The 20,013-nt window shown below is 71.1% G+C and carries 23 protein-coding genes, 1 tRNA gene and 1 riboswitch; of the genes, 11 read left to right on the top strand and 13 right to left on the bottom strand.

The annotated features are described in order from the left end of the window. Positions 1–65: 65 nt before the first annotated feature. Positions 66–875 (bottom strand): molybdate ABC transporter substrate-binding protein, encoded by an 810-nt coding sequence (modA, locus tag ACFWP3_RS08485; RefSeq protein ID WP_384217588.1) that lies wholly within the window; start codon positions 873–875, stop codon positions 66–68. Positions 876–1,171: 296 nt separating this feature from the next. Between modA and ACFWP3_RS08480 the strand changes: the two genes are divergently transcribed. After that, positions 1,172–1,522 carry an RNA-binding S4 domain-containing protein gene (locus ACFWP3_RS08480; RefSeq protein WP_384217587.1) on the top strand — a complete coding sequence of 117 codons (351 nt, stop codon included), beginning with the start codon at positions 1,172–1,174 and terminating at the stop codon, positions 1,520–1,522. A gap of 626 nt (positions 1,523–2,148) precedes the next feature. Here ACFWP3_RS08480 and ACFWP3_RS08475 read toward each other — a convergent pair. From ACFWP3_RS08475 to ACFWP3_RS08460, 4 genes are all read right to left on the bottom strand, one after another. Continuing rightward, the gene (locus ACFWP3_RS08475) at positions 2,149–2,829 is read right to left on the bottom strand and encodes a DUF1707 domain-containing protein (RefSeq protein WP_384217585.1); all 681 of its coding nucleotides are present in this window, start codon (positions 2,827–2,829) and stop codon (positions 2,149–2,151) included. Positions 2,830–2,984: 155 nt separating this feature from the next. Then, a complete protein-coding gene (locus ACFWP3_RS08470; RefSeq protein WP_384217583.1) occupies positions 2,985–3,959 on the bottom strand; it encodes an ATP-binding cassette domain-containing protein in 975 nt (324 codons plus the stop codon). 2 nt (positions 3,960–3,961) lie between these two features. After that, positions 3,962–4,873 (bottom strand): ABC transporter permease, encoded by a 912-nt coding sequence (locus ACFWP3_RS08465; protein WP_384217581.1) that lies wholly within the window; start codon positions 4,871–4,873, stop codon positions 3,962–3,964. After that, complete coding sequence (locus tag ACFWP3_RS08460) at positions 4,866–5,669, bottom strand: ABC transporter permease (RefSeq protein WP_384217619.1); 804 nt, start codon at positions 5,667–5,669, stop codon at positions 4,866–4,868. Before ACFWP3_RS08460 ends, ACFWP3_RS08465 begins: the two co-directional genes overlap by 8 nt. Positions 5,670–5,856: 187 nt before the next feature. Between ACFWP3_RS08460 and ACFWP3_RS08455 the strand changes: the two genes are divergently transcribed. After that, positions 5,857–8,349: a transglycosylase domain-containing protein gene (locus ACFWP3_RS08455; RefSeq protein ID WP_384217579.1), complete on the top strand. Its 2,493-nt coding sequence runs from the start codon at positions 5,857–5,859 to the stop codon at positions 8,347–8,349. 26 nt (positions 8,350–8,375) lie between these two features. On the opposite strand, the gene ACFWP3_RS08450 is transcribed toward ACFWP3_RS08455, so the two are convergent. The 3 genes from ACFWP3_RS08450 to ACFWP3_RS08440 form a co-directional block, all read right to left on the bottom strand. Beyond that, entirely contained in the window at positions 8,376–8,696 is a 321-nt protein-coding gene (locus ACFWP3_RS08450) for a multidrug efflux SMR transporter (RefSeq protein ID WP_030026576.1), read from the bottom strand. 31 nt (positions 8,697–8,727) lie between these two features. Further along, a riboswitch (guanidine-III (ykkC-III) riboswitch) is annotated at positions 8,728–8,797 on the bottom strand. Positions 8,798–8,851: 54 nt separating this feature from the next. Further along, the gene (locus ACFWP3_RS08445) at positions 8,852–9,193 is read right to left on the bottom strand and encodes a co-chaperone GroES (protein ID WP_030239046.1); all 342 of its coding nucleotides are present in this window, start codon (positions 9,191–9,193) and stop codon (positions 8,852–8,854) included. 106 nt (positions 9,194–9,299) lie between these two features. Next, complete coding sequence (locus ACFWP3_RS08440; protein WP_362297359.1) at positions 9,300–9,617, bottom strand: DUF3618 domain-containing protein; 318 nt, start codon at positions 9,615–9,617, stop codon at positions 9,300–9,302. Between the two features lie 106 nt (positions 9,618–9,723). On the opposite strand from ACFWP3_RS08440, the gene bcp reads away from it, so the two are divergent. The 4 genes from bcp (at position 9,724) to ACFWP3_RS08420 (ending at position 11,594) form a co-directional block, all read left to right on the top strand. Next, complete coding sequence (bcp, locus tag ACFWP3_RS08435; RefSeq protein ID WP_384217575.1) at positions 9,724–10,191, top strand: thioredoxin-dependent thiol peroxidase; 468 nt, start codon at positions 9,724–9,726, stop codon at positions 10,189–10,191. Between the two features lie 146 nt (positions 10,192–10,337). Continuing rightward, positions 10,338–10,973, top strand: coding sequence for an HNH endonuclease signature motif containing protein (locus ACFWP3_RS08430; RefSeq protein ID WP_384217569.1), 636 nt, complete (start codon positions 10,338–10,340; stop codon positions 10,971–10,973). After that, entirely contained in the window at positions 10,973–11,467 is a 495-nt protein-coding gene (locus ACFWP3_RS08425; protein ID WP_384217567.1) for an HNH endonuclease, read from the top strand. The genes ACFWP3_RS08430 and ACFWP3_RS08425 overlap by 1 nt, the downstream gene beginning before the upstream one ends. 54 nt (positions 11,468–11,521) lie before the next feature. Then, positions 11,522–11,594: transfer RNA gene (locus ACFWP3_RS08420), tRNA-Leu, on the top strand. Between the two features lie 49 nt (positions 11,595–11,643). Here the strand turns inward: ACFWP3_RS08420 and rdgB are convergent. The 4 genes from rdgB to ACFWP3_RS08400 form a co-directional block, all read right to left on the bottom strand. Continuing rightward, a complete protein-coding gene (gene rdgB, locus ACFWP3_RS08415; RefSeq protein ID WP_384217564.1) occupies positions 11,644–12,246 on the bottom strand; it encodes an RdgB/HAM1 family non-canonical purine NTP pyrophosphatase in 603 nt (200 codons plus the stop codon). Between the two features lie 169 nt (positions 12,247–12,415). Next, positions 12,416–12,814 (bottom strand): hypothetical protein, encoded by a 399-nt coding sequence (locus ACFWP3_RS08410; RefSeq protein WP_384217562.1) that lies wholly within the window; start codon positions 12,812–12,814, stop codon positions 12,416–12,418. Between the two features lie 97 nt (positions 12,815–12,911). Next, positions 12,912–13,637, bottom strand: coding sequence for a ribonuclease PH (gene rph / locus ACFWP3_RS08405; RefSeq protein WP_030717976.1), 726 nt, complete (start codon positions 13,635–13,637; stop codon positions 12,912–12,914). Positions 13,638–13,733: 96 nt separating this feature from the next. After that, positions 13,734–13,967, bottom strand: a complete 234-nt coding sequence (locus ACFWP3_RS08400; protein ID WP_069920430.1) for a glucose PTS transporter subunit EIIB — start codon at positions 13,965–13,967, stop codon at positions 13,734–13,736. Positions 13,968–14,220: 253 nt separating this feature from the next. Between ACFWP3_RS08400 and ACFWP3_RS08395 the strand changes: the two genes are divergently transcribed. The 3 genes from ACFWP3_RS08395 (at position 14,221) to ACFWP3_RS08385 (ending at position 18,110) form a co-directional block, all read left to right on the top strand. Further along, the gene (locus ACFWP3_RS08395) at positions 14,221–15,522 is read left to right on the top strand and encodes a PTS transporter subunit EIIC (RefSeq protein WP_384217559.1); all 1,302 of its coding nucleotides are present in this window, start codon (positions 14,221–14,223) and stop codon (positions 15,520–15,522) included. 356 nt (positions 15,523–15,878) lie between these two features. Continuing rightward, positions 15,879–17,102, top strand: a complete 1,224-nt coding sequence (locus ACFWP3_RS08390) for a PTS transporter subunit EIIC (protein ID WP_384217617.1) — start codon at positions 15,879–15,881, stop codon at positions 17,100–17,102. A gap of 96 nt (positions 17,103–17,198) precedes the next feature. Then, positions 17,199–18,110: a hypothetical protein gene (locus ACFWP3_RS08385; protein ID WP_384217557.1), complete on the top strand. Its 912-nt coding sequence runs from the start codon at positions 17,199–17,201 to the stop codon at positions 18,108–18,110. Between the two features lie 4 nt (positions 18,111–18,114). Here the strand turns inward: ACFWP3_RS08385 and ACFWP3_RS08380 are convergent, their stop codons facing one another. Further along, a complete protein-coding gene (locus ACFWP3_RS08380) occupies positions 18,115–18,867 on the bottom strand; it encodes an MBL fold metallo-hydrolase (protein WP_384217555.1) in 753 nt (250 codons plus the stop codon). A gap of 205 nt (positions 18,868–19,072) precedes the next feature. On the opposite strand from ACFWP3_RS08380, the gene ACFWP3_RS08375 reads away from it, so the two are divergent. Together ACFWP3_RS08375 and ACFWP3_RS08370 are read left to right on the top strand one after the other, a co-directional pair. After that, positions 19,073–19,507, top strand: a complete 435-nt coding sequence (locus ACFWP3_RS08375; protein WP_384217553.1) for a hypothetical protein — start codon at positions 19,073–19,075, stop codon at positions 19,505–19,507. Continuing rightward, positions 19,504–19,860 (top strand): DUF488 domain-containing protein, encoded by a 357-nt coding sequence (locus ACFWP3_RS08370; protein ID WP_384217551.1) that lies wholly within the window; start codon positions 19,504–19,506, stop codon positions 19,858–19,860. The genes ACFWP3_RS08375 and ACFWP3_RS08370 overlap by 4 nt, the downstream gene beginning before the upstream one ends. The last annotated feature ends 153 nt before the right edge of the window (positions 19,861–20,013 follow it).

Raw genomic sequence — 20,013 nt, 5'->3', positions numbered from 1 at the left:
GGTGTGCGAAGGCGGGCGGCGGGCGGCGGACGCCAGGAGGGGCCCGCCGCCCGCCGGACCGGGGCCTACACCTGCTGGAAACCGGCGTCCTGGAGGATCTTCTGCGCCTCCGGGGTGCTCAGCCAGGCCACGAACGCGGCGGCGGCCTCCGGGTTCTTGGACTGCTTCAGCGTGGCGGCCGGGTAGGAGGCCACCGCGTTCTCGGCGTCCGGGATGTCCACGGCGACGACCTTGTCGCCGGACTTGGCGGAGTCGGTCTTGTAGACGAGGCCCGCGTCGGCCTCGCCCAGCTCGACCTTGCTGAGGACGGCGCGGACGTTGGGCTCCTGGGAGACGGGCTTCACGGTGACGCCCTGCTTGTCCAGGATCTCCTTGCTGTAGCGGCCCACGGGGACCTCGGGCGCGGCGAGCACGACCTTGATCTTGGTGTCGGCGAGGTCCTTCAGCGCGGCGATCTTGAACGGGTTGCCCTTGCCGGTCGCGATGACCAGGCGGTTCTTGGCGATGACCTTGGCCTCGCCCGTCTCGCCCTTGAGGCCGTCCATCGTCTTCGTGTCGGCGGTGACCAGGGCGTCGGCCGGCGCGCCCTGCTTGACCTGCGCGGCGAGCTCCTGCGAACCGGCGAAGGAGAAGGTGACCTTGGTACCGGGGTGGGCCTTCTCGTACGCGGCGCCCGCGGTCTTGAAGACGTCCGTGAGGGACGAGGCGGCGAGCACGGTGAGGTTCGCGGCCTTCGGCTCGGCGGAGGCGGAGGCCGAGGGGCTGCCGGAACCGGCGGGCTTGGCGTCCCCGCCGTTGCCGCAGGCGGCCAGCGGGACGAGCAGGGCGGCGGTCAGCGCGGCGGCGGCGCGGCGGCGGTTCAGGGTCGCGGACATGGGTTGATGCTCCTCGGTCGGATCGGCGGCCGGCCTTGTGCCGGGACCGGGGCGGTCCTGGATGCGGCGGGACTGCACGTGCGACAAGGTAGGGCCATCCGTGGCGCATTTGCAATTGGCTTGGGCTCATCTACATGGCAGATGCCATGCCCCTTGTGATATCCGCCGAAAGTCCTTCGGTAACGGGCGGTCCGCCTCGCTAAAGTCAGGGCATGGCTGATACGGCAACAGGAGCAGGATCCGGATCGGGGTCGGGATCGGGATCGGGATCGGGAAATGACACGGGATCCGTACGCGTGGACGCGTGGATCTGGTCCGTGCGCCTGACGAAGACCCGCTCGACGGCGGCGACCGCCTGCCGGGCGGGTCACGTGAGGGTCAACGGGGAGCGCGCCAAGCCGGCGCAGCCGGTGCGCGCGGGCGACGAGGTCCGGCTGTTCCACGCCGGGCGGGAGCGCATCGTCGTGGTGCGCCGGCCCGTGTCCAAGCGGGTGGGCGCTCCGGTCGCCGCCGAATGTCTGATCGACAAGAGCCCGCCCCCGCCGAGCCCTGTCGAGGCCGCCGTGGTCGGCATCCGCGACCGCGGCGCGGGCCGCCCGACAAAGCGCGAACGCCGCGAGATCGAAACACTCCGCGGCCGCCAGTAGCCTCCCGGCGGGGCCAGGCCTACGAACGCGCCCCGGCCCAGCCCTGCGCCCCGGCCCGGCCCAGCCTGGGTGCGACCCGCCCGTGGTGTGCAGGCGGCCTGGTCGGTGGGGGCGGTCCGCGGGGCCCCTCCGGGGTGTCTCCTCGGCTCGCGCACTGAGCCTGACCGGACGCCATCAGCCCCGGTTGCGCGCTCGTCCTGCGGGGACCCCCCTGCGCGGCCCCACTCCCCTCCACCACGCGTTCCGCGGAGCCGGCGAGGACAGGCCTTGCCACCGGAGCCCAGGCGTGGGGTGGGGACACGGCGGAGGGCCCCCGGAGGACGAGCGCGCAATCCAGGCTCCCACCCGCGAAGCCGAGGCCAAGTGCGCGAGCCGAGGAGGTCCTCCGGCGGGGCACCGCCCCACACCCCGGACCCGCCGGACAGGGACAGGCCCTGCCTCCGGAGCCACGGGCCCCGCAGGACAAGCGCGCAACCTGGGCCCGACATACGCAGCCGAGGAGATTCTCCGGCCGGGCACCGCCCCACACCCCGGACCCGCCGGACAGGGACAGGCCCTGCCTCCGGAGCCACGGCCCCGCAGGACAAGCGCGCAGCCCGGGCTCCGGAAGCAGGCAGGGACCGGTCTTACAGGCGCTTTTCCAGTGACGGGCCCCTCGGGGGGTTCTTCGGGGGCTTGACCTTGACTTCCACGCCGCCCCAGAAGGCCAGGCCCATGACGACCACGCGCGGTGCGCCCGGTTCCGGCGGGCCCGGGGTGTCGCGCTGGTCGAAGGCGCCCATCAGGCCGAAGCCCCGGACCTCGACCTCCACGCCCGGTGGCACGGTGATCTCGATACCGCCCATGATGGCGATGCAGTTGATCACCACCTCGCGCTCCGCGAAGTTGGCCTCGCGCAGGTCCAGCTCCCCGCCGCCCCAGAACGCCACCGCGTCGAAGCGCGCCGGCACCGTCCACGCACCCTTGCGCTGGAACGCCGACATGACCGCGATCCCGGTCGCTGACGACGCCCGGCCGCCGATCCGCGCCGGCCAGGACACGCCCGAGGCGCCCGAGGCGGCCGGGGCCGCGAACGGCGCCGGCGCCGGCAGCGGCGCCGACGCCCCCGCCGACGGCAGGTCGCGCGTCAGCGGTTCCAGTTCCGCGTACGTGCGCGACTTGTACGCCGCCTCCAGCCGCTCCTCGAATTCCTCCATGTCGAGCCGGCCCTCGGCGACGGCGTCGCGCAGACGCTCCACCACCCGGTCCCGGTCGGCATCCGACGCCCTCAGCTCCGGCAACGGCTTCTCCGGCCGCTCGTCACTCATGCGGACCAGCCTATGCAGGGAACCCGGGGAGTTGTACGGCTTCAACCCCTGCCGATCTCCGGGATGCCCCTGATTTACCCCGGGCCCGCACCCCGGCCCCGCACCCCCGGCCCGCACCCGGGCCCGGACCACGGGCCCGCACCGGACCCGCCCCCTCACCCCCGCCCCGCATACATCCGCGCGATCACGTCCTCGATGTCCGGCTCCCGCACCGACAGGTCCGACAGCGGATACCGCGCCGCCACCGCCGCCACCAGCGGCGCGGCCGAAGCCCCCGCCGGGAACGCCAGCCACTGCCGCGGCCCGTCCACCTTCACCACCCGCGCGCCCGCCACCTCGATCGGCCCGAGCTCCCGCTCCAGGTCGACCACCAGCGTCCGCTCGCTCTCCCCCGCCGACCCCGCCGCGTGCAGCCCGGCCAGCGGGCCGTCGTACATCAGCCGCCCGTGGTCGATCACCATCACCCGCTCGCACAGCTGCTCGATGTCCTGGAGGTCGTGGGTGGTCAGCAGCACCGTCGTGCCGAGCTCCGTGTTCAGCTGCCGCAGGAAGCCCCGTACCTTCGCCTTGCTCACCACGTCGAGCCCGATCGTCGGCTCGTCCAGGTACAGCACGTCCGGATCGTGCAGCAGCGCCGCCGCGATGTCCCCGCGCATCCGCTGCCCCAGTGACAGCTGCCGTACGGGGACGTCCAGCAGCTCGGCCAGGTCCAGCCGGTCCACGCAGCGCTCCAGGTTCTCCTCGTAGCGTGCCCGCGGGATCCGGTACATGCGCCGCATCAGGCCGTACGAGTCCTTCAGCGGCAGGTCCCACCACAGCGTCGTGCGCTGCCCGAACACCACCCCGATCCGGTGCGCGAGCCGCATCCGCTCCCGCGCCGGGTCGATGCCCGCGACCCGCAGCCGGCCGCCGCTCGGGGTCAGGATGCCGGTCAGCATCTTGATCGTGGTCGACTTGCCGGCGCCGTTGGGCCCGATGTAGCCGACCATCTCGCCCCGCGCCACCTCGAAGCTGATCCCGTCCACCGCCCTGACCTGGCGCTTCTCACGGCGCATCAGGCCCACCCGGCGCCGTACGTCGAAGACCTTCTCGACCCCGTCCAGCGAGATCAGCGCATCCGCCACAGCCACAGCTAGCTCCCCGTGCTTCGGTACGAACGGACACCCGCGCGCCACGCCAGCGACGCGGGCAGGAACACCACGAAGGCCACCAGCGGGCTCAGGAACGCGACCCACCCCGGCAGGCCGAGGGGATCGGGCCGCCCCAGCACGTACAGCGCCGGCAGCCAGTTGACGAAGGCCAGCGGGATGACGAAGGTCACCCCGCGCAGCAGGTCCTTCGCGAAGATCGTCGGCGGGTACTGGAGCATCGCGTTCCCGCCGTACGTGAAGGAGTTCTGCACCTCGGCCGCGTCCCCCGCCCAGAACTGGAACGCCGCCCCGGCCACCATCACCGCCCCGAAGATCGCCGCCCCGGCCACGATCATCACGGGCACCAGCAGCACCTTCCCGGCCGACCAGTCCACCGGCAGCACCGACACCGCCCAGCCCAGCACGGCCAGTCCCTGCGCGGTGCGCCCCAGCCGGCGCAGCGCGAACCGGTCCGCGGCGACCTGCGCGAGCAGCGGTACCGGCCGCACCAGCATGGTGTCGAGCGAGCCGTCGCGGACGCGCAGCCCGATCCGGTCGGTGTTGCCGAGCAGCAGGTCGGCCAGGCCCAGCGAGGTCGAACAGGCCCCGTACAGCAGGGCGATCTCGGGCAGCGAGAAGCCGCCCAGCGCGTCCACGTGCCGAAACATGATCCAGATAGCGACGAAGTCGAGCAGCTGGATGGCCGCGTTCCCGAACAGCGCGAGGAGGAAGGAGGCCCGGTACGTCATCGTCGACCGGATCCACATCTCGACGATCAGCCGGTAGCCGCGCAGCCCCTCCCGCAACCGGTCGCGCCGCGGCACCTCCACGGCCCCCGGCTCCCGCTCCCGCCACGCCTCGGGCCCCTGCTCCGGCTCGCGCTCAGGCCCCCGTTCCAGCACCGTCTCAGCCACCCTGGACCACCACCTTCCGCGTCGCCGCCGACTGCAACAGCCGCCCCGCTCCCAGCAGTACGCACGCCCATCCGGCCTGGAACCCCAGCGCCTGCACGGCGTTGCCGGCCCCGGAGTGCTTGCCCACCAGCACGTCCATCGGCACCTGGAGCATCGCCGCCCATGGCAGGGCGCGCACCAACTCCCCGAAACCGCCCGGGAACACGGTCAGCGGTAGCAGCACCCCGGAGAAGAAGATGGCGACGACCTGCGCCATCAGATTGATCCCGGCCCCGTCCATCAGCCAGAACGCCGCCAGCCCCAGCAGGTAGCGCAGCGCGAAGCTCACCAGCAGCCCCAGCCCGACCGAGACCAGGAACAGCAGCCAGCGCGCCGGGTCGGCGGGCAGCGCCAGCCGGAAGGCCAGCGCGCCGGCCACCAGCGGGACCACCCCGCGCCCCACCAACTGGAAGGCGGCCCGCCCCAGGTCGGCCGCGAGCCACCACATCTGGAGGTCCGCCGGCCGGTACAGGTCGACGGCGATGTCCCCCGTACGCACGCGCTCCTGGAACGTCTCCTGGAACCCGCCCCCGATCAGCGCTCCGGCGGCGAGCAGCGACTGGCTCACCCATACGAAGGTCAGGGCCTGTGCCTGGTCGTAGCCGCCGAGTCCGGGCCGCTGGTCCCACAGGGCTATGTACGTGTAGGCGAGGATGAAACCGAACACGGTGTTGGTGAACACCCCGGCCGCGGTCGCGGTTCCGTAGGTGGCGTAGCGCCGGAATCCGCCTGCCGCGACGGCCAGGTAGAGGTGCACTCGCTGAAGCACCGTATCCCTCCCTTTCCCAGGTCGTTCCTACGTCGGCCAAAGCGCGCGAGCTTAGTGCGGAGGGGCGAGCCACGCGACCGATTTACCCCCGTCCGGAGCGGAATCGGCGGCCAATCGGGTAGACACCATGAGGTACAGAAGTGGATATTTCGCACGGCGTCGAGGAGTCCTGGAGATGAGCGACCAGTCACCACCCCCGGGCTGGACCCCTCGCGACCCGGACACGCCCGACGGACAGCGGCACGCGCAGGCCCCGCATCCGGGCCGCCCGGCCGGCTCCACGGGGCCGGCCGGGCCCGCCGGGACCGCCGGGACCGCCGGGACCGCCGGACCGGGCAAGCCCGGCAAGAAGCCCCGGCGCAAACGGACCGGCTGGCGCCGCCTCTTGCCCACCTGGCGCATGCTGCTGGGCGGGGTCCTGCTCCTCGCGCTGCTGCTCGGCGGCGCCCTGGTCGCCGGCTACCTGCTGGTGGACATCCCGCCGGCCAACGCCGCCGCGACCGCCCAGTCGAACGTCTACCTCTACTCCGACGGCTCCCAGCTGGCCCGCGACGGCGAGGTCAACCGCGTCAACGTCCCGCTGTCGCAGGTCCCGCGGACCGTCCAGCAGGCCGTACTGGCCGCCGAGGACCGGGACTTCTACTCCGAACGGGCGGTCGACCCGAAGGCGATGCTCCGCGCCGCGTGGAACACGGCGACCGGCAAGGGCACGCAGTCGGGTTCGACGATCACTCAGCAGTACGTCAAGAACTACTACTTGGGCCAAGAACAGACGATCAAGCGGAAGGTCAAGGAGTTCTTCATCGCGATCAAACTCGGTCGCGAGAAGTCGAAGGACTACATCCTCGAGGGGTACCTGAACACCAGCTACTTCGGCCGCAACGCCTACGGCATCCAGGCCGCCTCGCAGGCCTACTACGGCAAGGACGTCGGCAAACTCACCACCGCCGAAGGCGCCTACCTGGCCACCCTCCTCAACTCCCCCAGCGCCTTCGACGTCGTCTCGCACCCCCAGGGCCGCCCGCGCGCCCTCGCCCGCTGGAACTACGTGCTCGACGGCATGGTCAAGAAGGACTGGCTGCCGGCCGCCGAACGCGCCACGACCCAGTTCCCCGAACCGGGCAAGGTCCGCGCCGCCGCAGGCCTCTCCGGCCAGCGCGGATACCTCGTCGAGGCCGTCAAGGACTACATCACCGAGAACAAGATCCTCGACGACAAAACCCTCGCCGAGGGCGGCTACCACATCACCACCACCATCGACAAGCGCCGCCAGAACGACCTCGTCGAAGCCGTCGACGACCAGATGGTCGGCAAACTCGACCCGGAGAAGCGCAAGGCGGACCGCGTGGTGCGCGCCGGCGGGGTCTCCATCGACCCGGCCACCGGCAAGGTCGTCGCCCTGTACGGCGGCATCGACTACACCAAGCAGTACGTCAACAACGCGACCCGGCACGACTACCAGGTCGCCTCCACCTTCAAACCGTTCGTCTTCGCCGCCGCCGTAGAGAACGACTCCCGCACCCAGGACGGCCGCCGCATCACCCCCAACACCATCTACAACGGCGACAACAAACGCCCCGTCGTCGGCGGCCGGATCCGCTTCGCCCCAGAGAACGAGGGCCAGGTCAGCTACGGGAACATCACCGTCAACACCGCCACCGACCTCTCCGTCAACACCGTCTACGCACAGATGGCCGTCGACGTCGGCACCCTCAAGGTCAAGGAGACGGCCGTCGCCCTCGGGATCCCCGAGAACACCCCGAACTTCGACCCCGGCCCCGCCATGGCGCTGGGCACCATGCAAGCCAGCGTCCTGGACATGACCCAGGCGTACGCCACCCTCGCGGACCACGGCCGGCGCACCCCGTACACCTTCCTGGAGAAGATCGCCAAGGAGGACGACACCGTCGCCCTGCCCGAGCGCACTCCCACCCAGGCCGTCAGCCGCGAGGCCGCCGACACCACCACCTCCATGCTGGTCAGCGTCGTCGACAACGGCACCGGCACGGCCGCCCTCGCCGCCGGCCGCCCGGCCGCGGGCAAGACCGGCACCGGCGAACTCGACCGCTCGGCCTGGTTCGCCGCCTACACCCCGGACCTGGTCACGGTCGTCGCGATGATGGGCCAGGACCCGGACACCGGCGCCCTCCAGTCGCTGTACGGAGCCCTCGGGGAGGCCCGTATCGGCGGAGGCGGCTACCCGGCCCGGATCTGGGCCGCCTATACGAAGACGGCCCTGGAGGGCACCGACCCCGTCGACTTCGACCTGGAACTCCAGCCGGGCGCGGCCCAGCCCCCGCCGCCGCCGACCTTCGAATCGGAGCCGCCGGAGGAGACCGAGCAGGGCGAACGCAGCCCGACCCCGCCCGGCCGCCCCACCCGCCCGACCCCGTCGAACCCGACGGGCGGACAGAACCAGGGCGGCCAGAACAACGGGGGCCAGAACCAGGGCGGCCAGAACAACGGCGGGCAGAACAACGGCGGGCAGAACAACGGCGGCCAGAACCAAGGAGGCCAGAACAACGGAGGCACCACCCAGGGCAACCAGGGCGGCACCTCCGCGGGCACCCAGGCGGGCACGACACAGGGCAGCAGCCAGGGCGCGGCCCAGGGCGCCGACGCGGGAGCGGTGGGAGGCGTGCGCCCTCCGTCGGCCTTCCTGGAATAGCCCTGCCGACGGCCCGACCGGCCGGCCTAGTGACCGGAGGTCGCCTTCAGCCCCACCACGGCGACCAGCAGCAGACAGATGAAGAAGATCCGGGCGGCGGTGACGGGCTCACCCAGCACCGCCATACCGAGCACGGCCGCACCGGCGGCGCCGATGCCCACCCACACGCCGTACGCGGTACCGATGGGCAGGGTCTTCGCCGCGTACGACAGCAGCACCATGCTCGCGACGATCCCGGCGCCCGTGAACACACTGGGCCACAGCCGGGTGAAACCTTCGGTGAACTTCATGCCGATCGACCAGCCGACCTCGAGCAGACCGGCGAGGAGAAGCAGAACCCATGCCATGACGGCACCTCCGAGACATCGAGCGATACGGGGTGCGTCGTCTTGTCGTACCCGGTACGGCGCGTCTCGTCGGGTTCCCCTCCACCGTAGCAAAAAACGACGAAAGGGCTGGTGACCTGGGCCACCAGCCCTTTCGAGCAGTCTTCGGCGAGGGATCAGAGGTACAGCCCGGTGGAATCCTTCGATCCCTCGAGCCGCTCGGCGGCCACCGCGTGCAGGTCCCGCTCGCGCATGAGCACGTACGTCGCACCCCGCACCTCGACCTCGGCCCGGTCCTCGGGGTCGTACAGCACTCGGTCGCCGGGCTCCACGCTCCGCACGTTCTGCCCGACCGCGACCACCTCCGCCCAGGCCAGCCGCTTGCCCACCGCGGCCGTCGCCGGGATGAGGATGCCGCCGCCCGAGCGGCGCTCGCCCTCCGGCAGATCGGACTTCACGAGCACGCGGTCGTGCAGCATCCGGATGGGCAGCTTGTCGTGGGTGGTGTTCTCGCTCACGCCACGAACCTACCTGCCCCCGCCCGGCCCGCGCCGCGCAGGGTCATCGGCACTCGTGTGATCGGCGCTCGCGGCATCGGCGCTCGCGACATCGGCAGTCGCGACATCAGCGCTTGCGCCGCGCCGAGACCACCAGCAGCCCGACCACACCGGCCGCGAGCAGCGCGACGGGCACGATCCGGCCGACGCGCGGAGCCCCGTCGTCGTGGCGCAGACCGTCCCTCACGTCCGTCACGAGACGGTTCACCGCGACGAAGGCGCGCCCGGCGGTGTGATCGACCGTGGAGGCGACCCTGGCCTTCGCGTCCCCGATGATCGTCTTCGGGTGCATGCGCACGCCGATCTCGTCGAGCGTCTCGGCGAGCTGCTCGCGGCGGCGGACGATGTCCGCCTCGATCTGTGCGGGGGTCCTGGCTTCCGGCACCGCGCTGCCTCCGTCGTCGTGGTCCTGTGGGGGCGTAGTCCGCCATGAACAGTCTGTCAGCTTAGTCTCGTGCACGTACCGATCCCCTCTTGAGGAGACTGCCGACATGAGCGAGCGACTTCAGCCGGGCGACACCGCCCCCGCCTTCACCCTGCCCGACGCGGACGGCAACGAGGTCTCGCTGGCCGCCCACAAGGGCCGCAAGGTGATCGTCTACTTCTACCCGGCCGCGCTGACGCCGGGCTGCACGAAGCAGGCCTGCGACTTCACGGACAACCTGGACGTGCTGGCCACGGCCGGCTACGACGTCATCGGCGTGTCCCCGGACAAGCCGGAGAAGCTGGCGAAGTTCCGCGAGAAGGAGAACCTGAAGGTCACCCTGGTCGGCGACCCGGAGAAGGAGACCCTGGCCGCCTACGGCGCGTACGGCGAGAAGAAGCTGTACGGCAAGACGGTGACGGGCGTCATCCGCTCGACGGTGGTCGTGGACGAGGAGGGCAAGGTCGAGCACGCCTTCTACAACGTCAAGGCCACGGGCCACGTAGCCAAGATCATCAAGGACCTGGGCATCTGACCCACGCCCGTCCCGCGCGGCCCGCACCGGCAAACCGGTGCGGGCCGCTCCGTTTATCGGGCGAATCGGCCCGTAACCGTCCGACTATCGGTCCGTTACTCCATACGAGGGCCGCACACGCGGCCGGTACACGGAGGGGGACGCGGATGTCGATCAGTCCGTACACGAGGGAGGTCCTGGCGGAGGCGGCGGAGGGGGCACGGACGCTGACCGAGGCGCTGCTGAGACTCGGGGTGGACCCGAAGAGCGGCTCCCGGCGCTACCTGCACGACCGCATGCGCAAGCTCGGAGTGGACGTCTCCCACTTCGAGCCGGAGGGGGTGAAGTGGACGAGGGAGGTCCTGGCGGAGGCCGTTGCCGCTTCGACGAGCATGTGCGAGGTGTTGCGACGGCTCGGCCTCGAGGTCGTGGGCGGCCACCACACGCACATCAGCCGCCGCGTGAAGGCCTTCGGCATCGACACCTCACACTTCAAGCTGCCGTCGTCCGCAGGACGCCGCAGGCTCCGGCGGACCCCGGAGATGCTCCTCGTCAGACAGCACGGGGCAGATGCCCGACGGACCCCGGGCGAGCGGCTCAAGGTGGCGCTGGTGGCCCTGGGTGTCCCCGACAGGTGCGCCATGTGCGGTATCGCGCCCATCTGGCAGGGGTATCCGCTCCCGCTCGAGGTCGACCACATCAACGGCGACTGGCGCGACAACCGGCGGGAGAACCTGCAACTGCTGTGCCCGAACTGCCACTCCACCACGGACACGTACCGCGGCCGCGCGAAGGGACGATGATGAGCCGGTCGTACGTGCGGCGCGTGAAGCCCGACGGGGCAACCCTGCGCGACGCTGTCGCCTCGTCCCAGTCGCTGGCAGAGACGCTCCGTCACCTGGGCAAGACGCCCTCCAGCAGCATGAACGAGGCGCTCAAGCGGTGGATCGACGAGGACGGCCTGTCCACCGTCCACTTCCTCGGGCAGGCCCACCAGCGCGGGAAGCCGGGCCGCGGCACCGCTCAGCCGACCGTCGACGTCCTCGTCAAGCATGACGGGAATCGACGACGCACCCGTACCTCTGTCCTGCGGCGTGCCCTGAGAGCGATCGGTGTCCCGGAGCAATGCGACATGTGCGGGTCGCCCCCTGCCTGGCGTGGACGGCAGATGACCCTGGAGGTCGACCACATCAACGGCGACTGGAGCGACGACCGGCGGGAGAACCTGCGCCTGCTGTGCCCCAACTGCCACGCGGTGACGGACACCTGGTGTCGAGGAGGACGGCGTGGTCGCTAGCTCGTAGGTGCATCAACCACGGGGGCGGCGTGCGCAGTAGAGTGTCTCTGGCTCGCGCCCGTACGCCACCTGGTGAGCGGCGGCCTTTAGGTGGCCGCGCATGTCGGTTCGAATCCGACCGGGCGCACTCGATGGAAAGGGCCTGGTCTCCCATGGGGAGACCAGGCCCTTTCCCGTCAGCCCAGGAGTTCGTGCAGGACCGGGATCAGGGCTCGGAAGGCCTGGCCTCGGTGGGAGATGGCGTTCTTTTCGGCCGGGGTGAGTTCCGCGCAGGTGCGGGTTTCGCCGAGGGGCTGGAGGATCGGGTCGTAGCCGAAGCCGCCCGTGCCCGACGGGGTGTGGCGCAGGGTGCCCAGGAGGCGGCCCTCGACGACGCGTTCGGTGCCGTCCGGCAGGGCCAGGGCCGCCGCGCAGAAGAAGTGGGCGCCGCGGTGCTCGTCGGCGATGTCGCCGAGCTGGGCGAGCAGGAGCGCGAGGTTCGCGGCGTCGTCGCCGTGGGCGCCGGCCCAGCGGGCCGAGAAGATGCCGGGGGCGCCGTTCAGGACGTCCACGCACAGGCCGGAGTCGTCGGCGACGGCCGGCAGGCCGGTGGCCTGGGCGAGGGCGTGGGCCTTGAGGAGGGCGTTCTCGGCGAAGGTGACGCCGGTTTCCTTGACGTCCGGGACCTCGGGGTACGCGTCCGCGCCGACCAGCTCGTGCGGCAGGCCGGCGTCGGACAGGATGGCGTGGAGTTCGGAGATCTTGCCCGCGTTGCGGGTCGCGAGGATCAGGCGGGTCATGGTCACCGATTATGGCCTGCCCGCGGCGCGCCCGGCCCCGCCGGCCCCGCCGTCCCCGGTCCCGCCGTCCCCGGTCCCGCCGTCCCCGGTCCTGCCGTCCCCGGTCCCGCAGCCCCCGGTCCCGCCGCCCTCGGTCCCGGCCCGGCCCCGCCCCGCCCCCGTCGGTGCGTCAGCCCGGGGTGCAGACCTTGGAGATCTCGCTCGCGGCGTCCGCGACCGGCTGGATGTCCGGGGTGGCGTCGCCGTTCTGGATGGCGTCGCGGACGTTCTTCACCGCGGTGTTCATCGAGCCGATGGCCTTGCTCAGATCGGCGTTGTCCGTCTGGTCGCCGATCTTCTTGAGGTTGTCCTCGATCTGGTTGAGCGCGTTCTGGGCGTCCTGCGGGCTGTTGCCGGCCTGGGAGACCGCCTGCTGGAGGTCGTTGGCGCCGTCCGTGATGGCCACCGCGGTGTTCGCGCAGTCCATCGCCGTGGAGATCGCGTCGCAGGAGGTGAGGGCGGGTATGGCGAGCGCGGCGGCCAGCGCCAGGGCGGCGACGCGGTGCTTCGGCTTCATCGTCTGCTTCATCGGGTCCCCCAGGGGTCGGATACGTGGACGGGCGCACGGCTGTGACACCGTGCGCCCGTACCAGGACGGACGCGAATCCGCGCGCCGCGGTTGCCGCTCAGAGTTCGAGCGCGCCCAGCTGGATGGCTTCGAGGTCCGCGCAGCCGCCGGCCGCGAGGTCCAGGAGGGCGTTGAGTTCCTTGCGGTCGAAGGGCTCGCCCTCGGCGGTGCCCTGGACCTCGACGAAGCGGCCGTCGCCGGTGCAGACGACGTTCATGTCGGTCTCGGCGCGCACGTCTTCCTCGTAGCAGAGGTCGAGGAGCGGGACGCCGTCGACGATGCCGACGCTGACGGCGGCGACGGTGCCGGTGAGGGGCTTGCGGCCGGCCTTGATCAGCTTCTTCTGCTGTCCCCAGGCGACGGCGTCGGCGAGGGCGACGTAGGCGCCGGTGATCGCTGCGGTGCGGGTGCCGCCGTCGGCCTGGAGGACGTCGCAGTCCAGGACGATGGTGTTCTCGCCGAGGGCCTTGTAGTCGATGACGGCGCGCAGCGAGCGGCCGATCAGGCGGGAGATCTCGTGGGTGCGGCCGCCGATCTTGCCGCGGACGGATTCGCGGTCGCCGCGGGTGTTGGTGGAGCGGGGCAGCATCGAGTACTCGGAGGTGACCCAGCCTTCGCCGCTGCCCTTGCGCCAGCGCGGGACGCCTTCGGTGAAGGAGGCGGTGCAGAAGACCTTGGTGTCTCCGAAGGAGATGAGGACGGAGCCCTCGGCGTGCTTGCTCCATCCGCGTTCGATGGTGACCGGGCGGAGCTGTTCGGGCGTACGGCCGTCGATGCGAGACATGGCTCCGAGCCTAGCCCCTGTGGAGCAGCGCGAGGACCCCGTCCGGAGGGGTCCGGGACGGGGTCCTTGGCGTGTGTGCGAGCGGGTGGGCTCAGCTCACATCATGTCTTCGATCTCGCCGGCGATCGGGTCGGCGTCGGTGCCGATGACGACCTGGATGGCGGTGCCCATCTTGACGACGCCGTGGGCGCCGGCGGCCTTGAGGGCGGCTTCGTCGACGAGGCTCGCGTCGTGGACCTCGGTGCGCAGGCGGGTGATGCAGCCTTCGACTTCTTCGATGTTGTCGATACCGCCGAGCCCGGCGACGATCTTCTCAGCCTTGGTGGCCATGTGTTTCTCCTTGGGGGTCCCCCCGGACGGAGTCTGGGGGAGTTACGAAGAACGAGTCTCGGCGTCCGCTGCGCGGGCAACTGCCCACACGGTCCGCTTTGTCACGGTAACGCACGGTTGGCCCAGCTACGCGAGCGCATGACCGGTATCTGCCGAATGATGACGATCAGCAGCAGCCTGCCCACAACTGGTCTACACCAGTGTGCCGCACGCGTTGCGACTGCCAAAACAGGGCCGGTCAGGGAGGACGCCGATGAGCGCGAACAGCGCCGCAGCCAAGCCGCGTAGCCAGTGGCGGAGCGGCTTGTTCCAGGGGCTGCAGAAGATGGGCCGGAGCCTGCAGCTGCCGATCGCGGTGCTGCCCGCAGCGGGCATCCTGAACCGTCTGGGGCAGGACGACGTCTTCGGCAAGGACGGCCTGAACTGGACGGACGTGGCCAAGGTGATGGCGGGTGCGGGCGGGGCCCTGCTCGATCCCGACCTCGGCCTGCCGCTCCTGTTCTGCATCGGCGTCGCGATCGGCATGGCCAAGAAGGCGGACGGCTCGACGGCCCTGGCGGCCGTCGCCGGCTTCCTCGTCTACCGCGGGGTGCTGCACGCCTTCCCCAAGGACTGCCCTGAGGGGACGAGGAACATCGGCGGCGGCTGCCTGGGGCCGAACGACGCCTTCGCCGGGTTCACGTACCAGAACCCGGGGGTCTTCGGCGGCATCATCATGGGCCTGCTGGCGGCCTGGTTCTGGCAGCGCTACCACCGGGTGAAGCTGGTGGACTGGCTGGGCTTCTTCAACGGGCGCCGGCTCGTCCCGATCATCATGTCCTTCGTCGCCATCGCCTTCGCGGCGCTGTGCCTGTGGATCTGGCCGCCGGTCGGTGACGCGCTGGAGAGCTTCTCCGACTGGCTGATCGGGCTGGGCGCGTGGGGTGCGGGCATCTTCGGCGTGGCGAACCGGGCGCTGCTGGTGATCGGCCTGCACCAGTTCCTGAACGTGCCGATCTGGTTCCAGTTCGGCTCGTACACGACGCCGGAGGGCAAGACGGTCCACGGCGACATCAACATGTTCCTGAACGGCGACCCGGACGCGGGCCTGTTCCTGTCCGGCTTCTTCCCGATCATGATGTTCGCGCTTCCGGCGGCGGCGCTGGCGATCACGCACTGCGCGAAGCCGCTGCGCCGCAAGGAGGTCGGCGGTCTGATGCTGTCGGTGGGCCTGACCTCGTTCGTCACGGGCATCACCGAACCGCTCGAGTACTCCTTCCTGTTCGTGGCGCCGGCGCTGTACGCGGTGCACGCGGTGCTGACGGGTGTGTCGATGGCGGTGACCTGGGCGCTGGGGGTGCACGACGGCTTCAGCTTCTCGGCGGGCCTGATCGACTACCTCATCAACTGGAACCTGGCGACGAAGCCGTGGCTGATCATTCCGATCGGTCTGTGCTTCGCGGTCGTCTACTACGCGGTGTTCCGTTTCGCGATCACGAAGTTCGACATCAAGACGCCGGGCCGGGAGTCGGACGAGGAGATCGAGGAGATGCGGAAGGACAACATCAAGGCCTAGCGGTCGTCACCGGCCCGCTCGGGCCGGGTCTTTCGGCCCTGTTTCGAGGCCCTCGGATCTGCGGATCCGGGGGCCTTGGCCATGTCCGGAGGGCCGGTGGGCCCGGCGTGGGGCCGGTCGCCGCCGCGTGTGGTGTAGACCACAGGAAATCGAAGGTTCCTTATCTATCCCTCACCGTGTTACAACTGGTCTACACCACCTATTGGTGTAGACCACGCGAGCCTGTCTGGCCCGCGTACCCCCCTTTCTGAGACGTCGCCGTCCCCGGTTCTCCTCTGGCGGCGCCTTGCCCACTGGAGGAAGTTGTGTCCACGGCTGCCGCCCCCGCGGCTGAAAAGAAGAAGGGCGCTGGCGTGATGGCCGTCATGCAGCGCATCGGCCGGAGCCTCATGCTCCCCGTTGCGGTGATGCCCGCCGCCGCGCTGCTGGTCCGCTTCGGCCAGGACGACATGCTGGCACGTGCCTCGTTCCCCGACTTCGTCCAGAAGCTCGCCGGGTACATGGCCGCAGGTGGTGACGCCATCCTCGGCAACATGGCACTGCTCTTCTGCGTCGGCATCGCGATCGGTTTCGCCAAGAAGTCGGACGGCTCCACCGCGCTGGCGGCCGTCGCCGGTTACCTCGTCTTCCAGAAGGTGCTCGCCACCTTCACCGACAGCAACCTGCCGCAGGTCGCCAAGGTGGTCGACGGCAAGATCGTCATGGTGGACGCCGCGGTCAACGCCGGCGTGCTGGGCGGCGTGGTGATGGGGATCGTCGTCGCCCTGCTGTACCAGAAGTTCTACCGGACTAAGCTGCCGGACTGGGCGGGCTTCTTCGGCGGCCGCCGCCTCGTCCCGATCCTGTCCTCCTTCGCGGGCCTGGCCATCGGCATCGTCTTCGGTCTGATCTGGCCGGTCCTCGGCACCGGCATCCACAACTTCAGTGAGTGGCTGGTCGGCTCCGGCGCCGTCGGCGCGGGCATCTTCGGTGTCGCCAACCGCGCCCTCATCCCGATCGGCATGCACCACCTGCTCAACTCCTTCCCGTGGTTCCAGGCGGGCACGTACACCGACGGCGGCACCGACTACCACGGCGACATCGCCCGCTTCCTGCACGGCGACCCGACCGCAGGCCAGTTCATGACCGGCTTCTTCCCGATCATGATGTTCGCCCTCCCGGCGGCCTGCCTCGCGATCGTCCACTGCGCCCGCCCCGAGCGCCGCAAGGTCATCGGCGGCATGATGTTCTCCCTCGCGCTCACCGCGTTCGTCACCGGTGTGACCGAGCCGATCGAGTTCACCTTCATGTTCATCGCCCCGGTGCTCTACGCGATCCACGCGGTCCTCACCGGTGTCTCGATGGCGCTGACCTGGGCCCTCGGCATGAAGGACGGCTTCGGCTTCTCCGCAGGTGCGGTCGACTATCTGCTCAACCTCGGCAAGGCCACCAACCCTCTGGGCCTCGCCGTCGTCGGTCTCTGCTTCGCCGCCCTGTACTACGTGATCTTCCGCTTCGCGATCACGAAGTTCAACCTCCCCACCCCGGGCCGCGAGTCCGACGAGGAGCTCGCCGAGCTGGCGAAGGCCGAGGCGAAGTAAGCCTGCGCGCACACGCTGTCAAAGGGTCCGAAGCCCCCGCCTTTCCTTCCGAAAGGCGGGGGCTTCGGCCTGTCCGCACTGCATACCGTGGAAAACATGACAGACCAGCGCATACTCGACCTCGATCGCGATCAGCTCGCCGCCCTGCGCGGCCGCGCCCTGACCCGGGCGGTGGCCGCCGCCGAGGGGCGGACCATGGTCGCCGAGGTCTTCGCCGAGCGCGCCGCGCTCTCCCCGCACCCGGACGGCCGCGGGGTGCACAACGCCGAGCTCGTGGCCGCCTTCGGCGCGGACATCGTCGTACTGAACCTCATCGAGCGGGCCTGGGACGGCGAGCGGCTGCGGCTGCCCGGGCTGGGCGAGTTCGCCTCGTTCACCGAGCTGGCCCGGGTGATCGGGCGGCCGGTCGGGGTGAACCTGGAGCCCGGCGACGTACCGGAGATCCGGCGCGCGAAGCCGGAGTACGCCAAGCGCCTGATCGACATGGGCGCGGCGATGCTGTGCATCACGGCGAACCCGGGCACGGGCGGCTCGTACGAGGCCATGGCGCGGGTCACCGAGGAGCTGCGCAGCGGCCTGGGCGCCGACGCGGCGCTGTGGTCGGGGAAGATGCACCACGCGGGGCATCCGGAGCGGGTCACGACGGCGCGGCTGACGGCGCTGGTGGACGCGGGCGCGGACGGGGTGGTCATGCCGCTGCCTGGGACGCTGCCCGGGGTGACGCGGGAGCTGGCCGCGGAGGCGGTGGCCGCGGTGCAGGACGCGGGGGCGATCGCGATGGGCGCCATCGGCACCAGTCAGGAGGGCTCGCACGCGAACGTGGTGCCGCAGCTGGCGCTGGGTGCCAAGGAGGCGGGCTTCGACGCGCACCACTTCGGGGACTCGTACCTGCCGGGCATGTGCGATCCGGAGCTGATGTACGCGTACTCGGTGGCGATCCGCGGCCGCCGGCACACCTGGGTCCGGATGGCCCTCGGCGGCCGGCGGTCCCGGCCCGGCGCGTCCTAGACCACTAGATCTCGTAGACGGCGCCCGGGTGGGCGAGGTCGACGGGGCCTTCGTAGACCGCGCGGGCGTCGGTGATGTTCTGCTGGGCGTCCGTCCACGGCGGGATGTGGGTGAGGACGAGCCGGCCGACGCCGCCGCCCTGGGCGTACTGTCCGGCCTCGCGGCCGTTGAGGTGGAGGCCGGGGATGTCCTCCTTGCCGTGCGTGAAGGAGGCCTCGCACAGGAAGAGGTCGGCGCCTTCGGCGAGGAGGCCGAGCTCGGGGCAGGTGCCGGTGTCGCCGGAGTACGTGAGCGAGCGGCCGCCGTGCTCGACGCGGATGCCGTACGACTCGACGGGGTGGCTGACGCGTTCGGTGCGGACCTGGAAGGGGCCGATCTCGAAGGTGCCGGACTTCAGCGTGCGGAAGTCGAAGACCTCGCTCATCGAGCGCTCGTCGGGGACGTCGTCGTAGGCGGTGGTCAGGCGCTTCTCGGTGCCGTCGGGGCCGTAGACGGGGATGGTGCCGCAGCGGCCGCCCTCGTGGCGGTAGAAGCGGGCGACGAAGTACGCGCACATGTCGATGCAGTGATCGGCGTGCAGATGGCTGAGGAAGATCGCGTCGAGGTCGTAGAGGCCGATGTGGCGCTGGAGATCGCCGAGGGCGCCGTTGCCCATGTCGAGGAGCAGCCGGAAGCCGTCGGCCTCGACGAGGTAGCTCGAACAGGCCGATTCCGCGGACGGGAACGAGCCCGAGCAGCCGACGACGGTGAGCTTCATGGAGCGTGAACCTCCGTGGACGGTCCGTGGACGGAATGCGGGCCGTGCGTGGGTCGAGCGTAAGGCGCGAAACGACCGGTCGCTCCTCCGCGGCGGGCCGTTGTGGGGGGAATCACCTGTGCTGTCACCCGGGGGAGCGACGGCGGGCACGGGTGTTGCCGCACGTTGCCATGCCGGGGCGTTCCCGCACGGCTACGGTCGAAACATGGACACGTCCTGGTGGCCCGCGGTCGCCGCGGTCGTGGTCGTGGCGGTGGTGGCACTGGTCGCGCTGGTCTCCGGGAGGCGGCTGGGGCTCCCCCGCCGGGCCAGGCCCGGGCCCGCGCACGGTCCCGGGCCGCCGCCGAGGCCCCGGGCGGGTGAGCTGTGGTACCTGGCGGACGGCCGGGTGTGCCTGGTGCTGGCGGTCGGGCAGGTGCGGGGGCATCGGGCGCGGGTCGCGTGGATCAGCGGGAAGTACGACGACCGGCGGGCCGGTGTGATCCCGCTGCCGCCGGGGACGGTGGGGGCGCAGGGCCGTACGAGCTTCCTGGAGGCGGACCGGCCGGAGGACGTGTCGCTGTGGGAGTTCGGGAGGCGGGCGGGCGTGCTGGATCCGGTGGTGTGGGACGAGGTCAAGGGACTGGGAGGCGGGCGGTGATCAGGGTGCGGCGGGTCTACGACGCCCCGGAGCCGGCGGCGGACGGGGTGCGGGTGCTGGTGGACCGGCTGTGGCCGCGGGGCCTGTCGAGGGAGGCGGCGGCGGTGGACTCCTGGCCGCGGCCCGTGACTCCGTCGGCGGAGCTGCGGAAGTGGTTCCACGCCGGGGGCAGCGCCGGGGAGTTCCGGCGCCGCTACGAGGCGGAGCTGGCGGAGCCGGCGGCGGTGGCGGAGCTGGAGCGGCTGCGGGGCCTGGCGGCCGAGGGGCCGGTGACGCTCCTGACGGCGGTCAGGGATCCGGCCTCGAGCCATGCGGCGGTCCTGGCGGAGCTGCTGGGCGCCGGGGCCGGGTGAGCGCGGCGGGCGCCGTGCGTGCGGTGAGCGCCGTGAGCGCGCTGAGCGCCGTGAGCACGCTGAGCGCCGTGAGCACGCTGAGCGCCGTGAGCACGCTGAGCGCCGTGAGCACGCTGAGCGCCGTGAGCACGCTGAGCGCCGTGAGCACGCTGA

It is taken from the genome of Streptomyces sp. NPDC058525 (assembly GCF_042719495.1).
In the GTDB taxonomy this organism is placed as follows: Bacteria; Actinomycetota; Actinomycetes; order Streptomycetales; family Streptomycetaceae; genus Streptomyces.
This window is presented reverse-complemented; position numbering and strand designations above follow the sequence as displayed.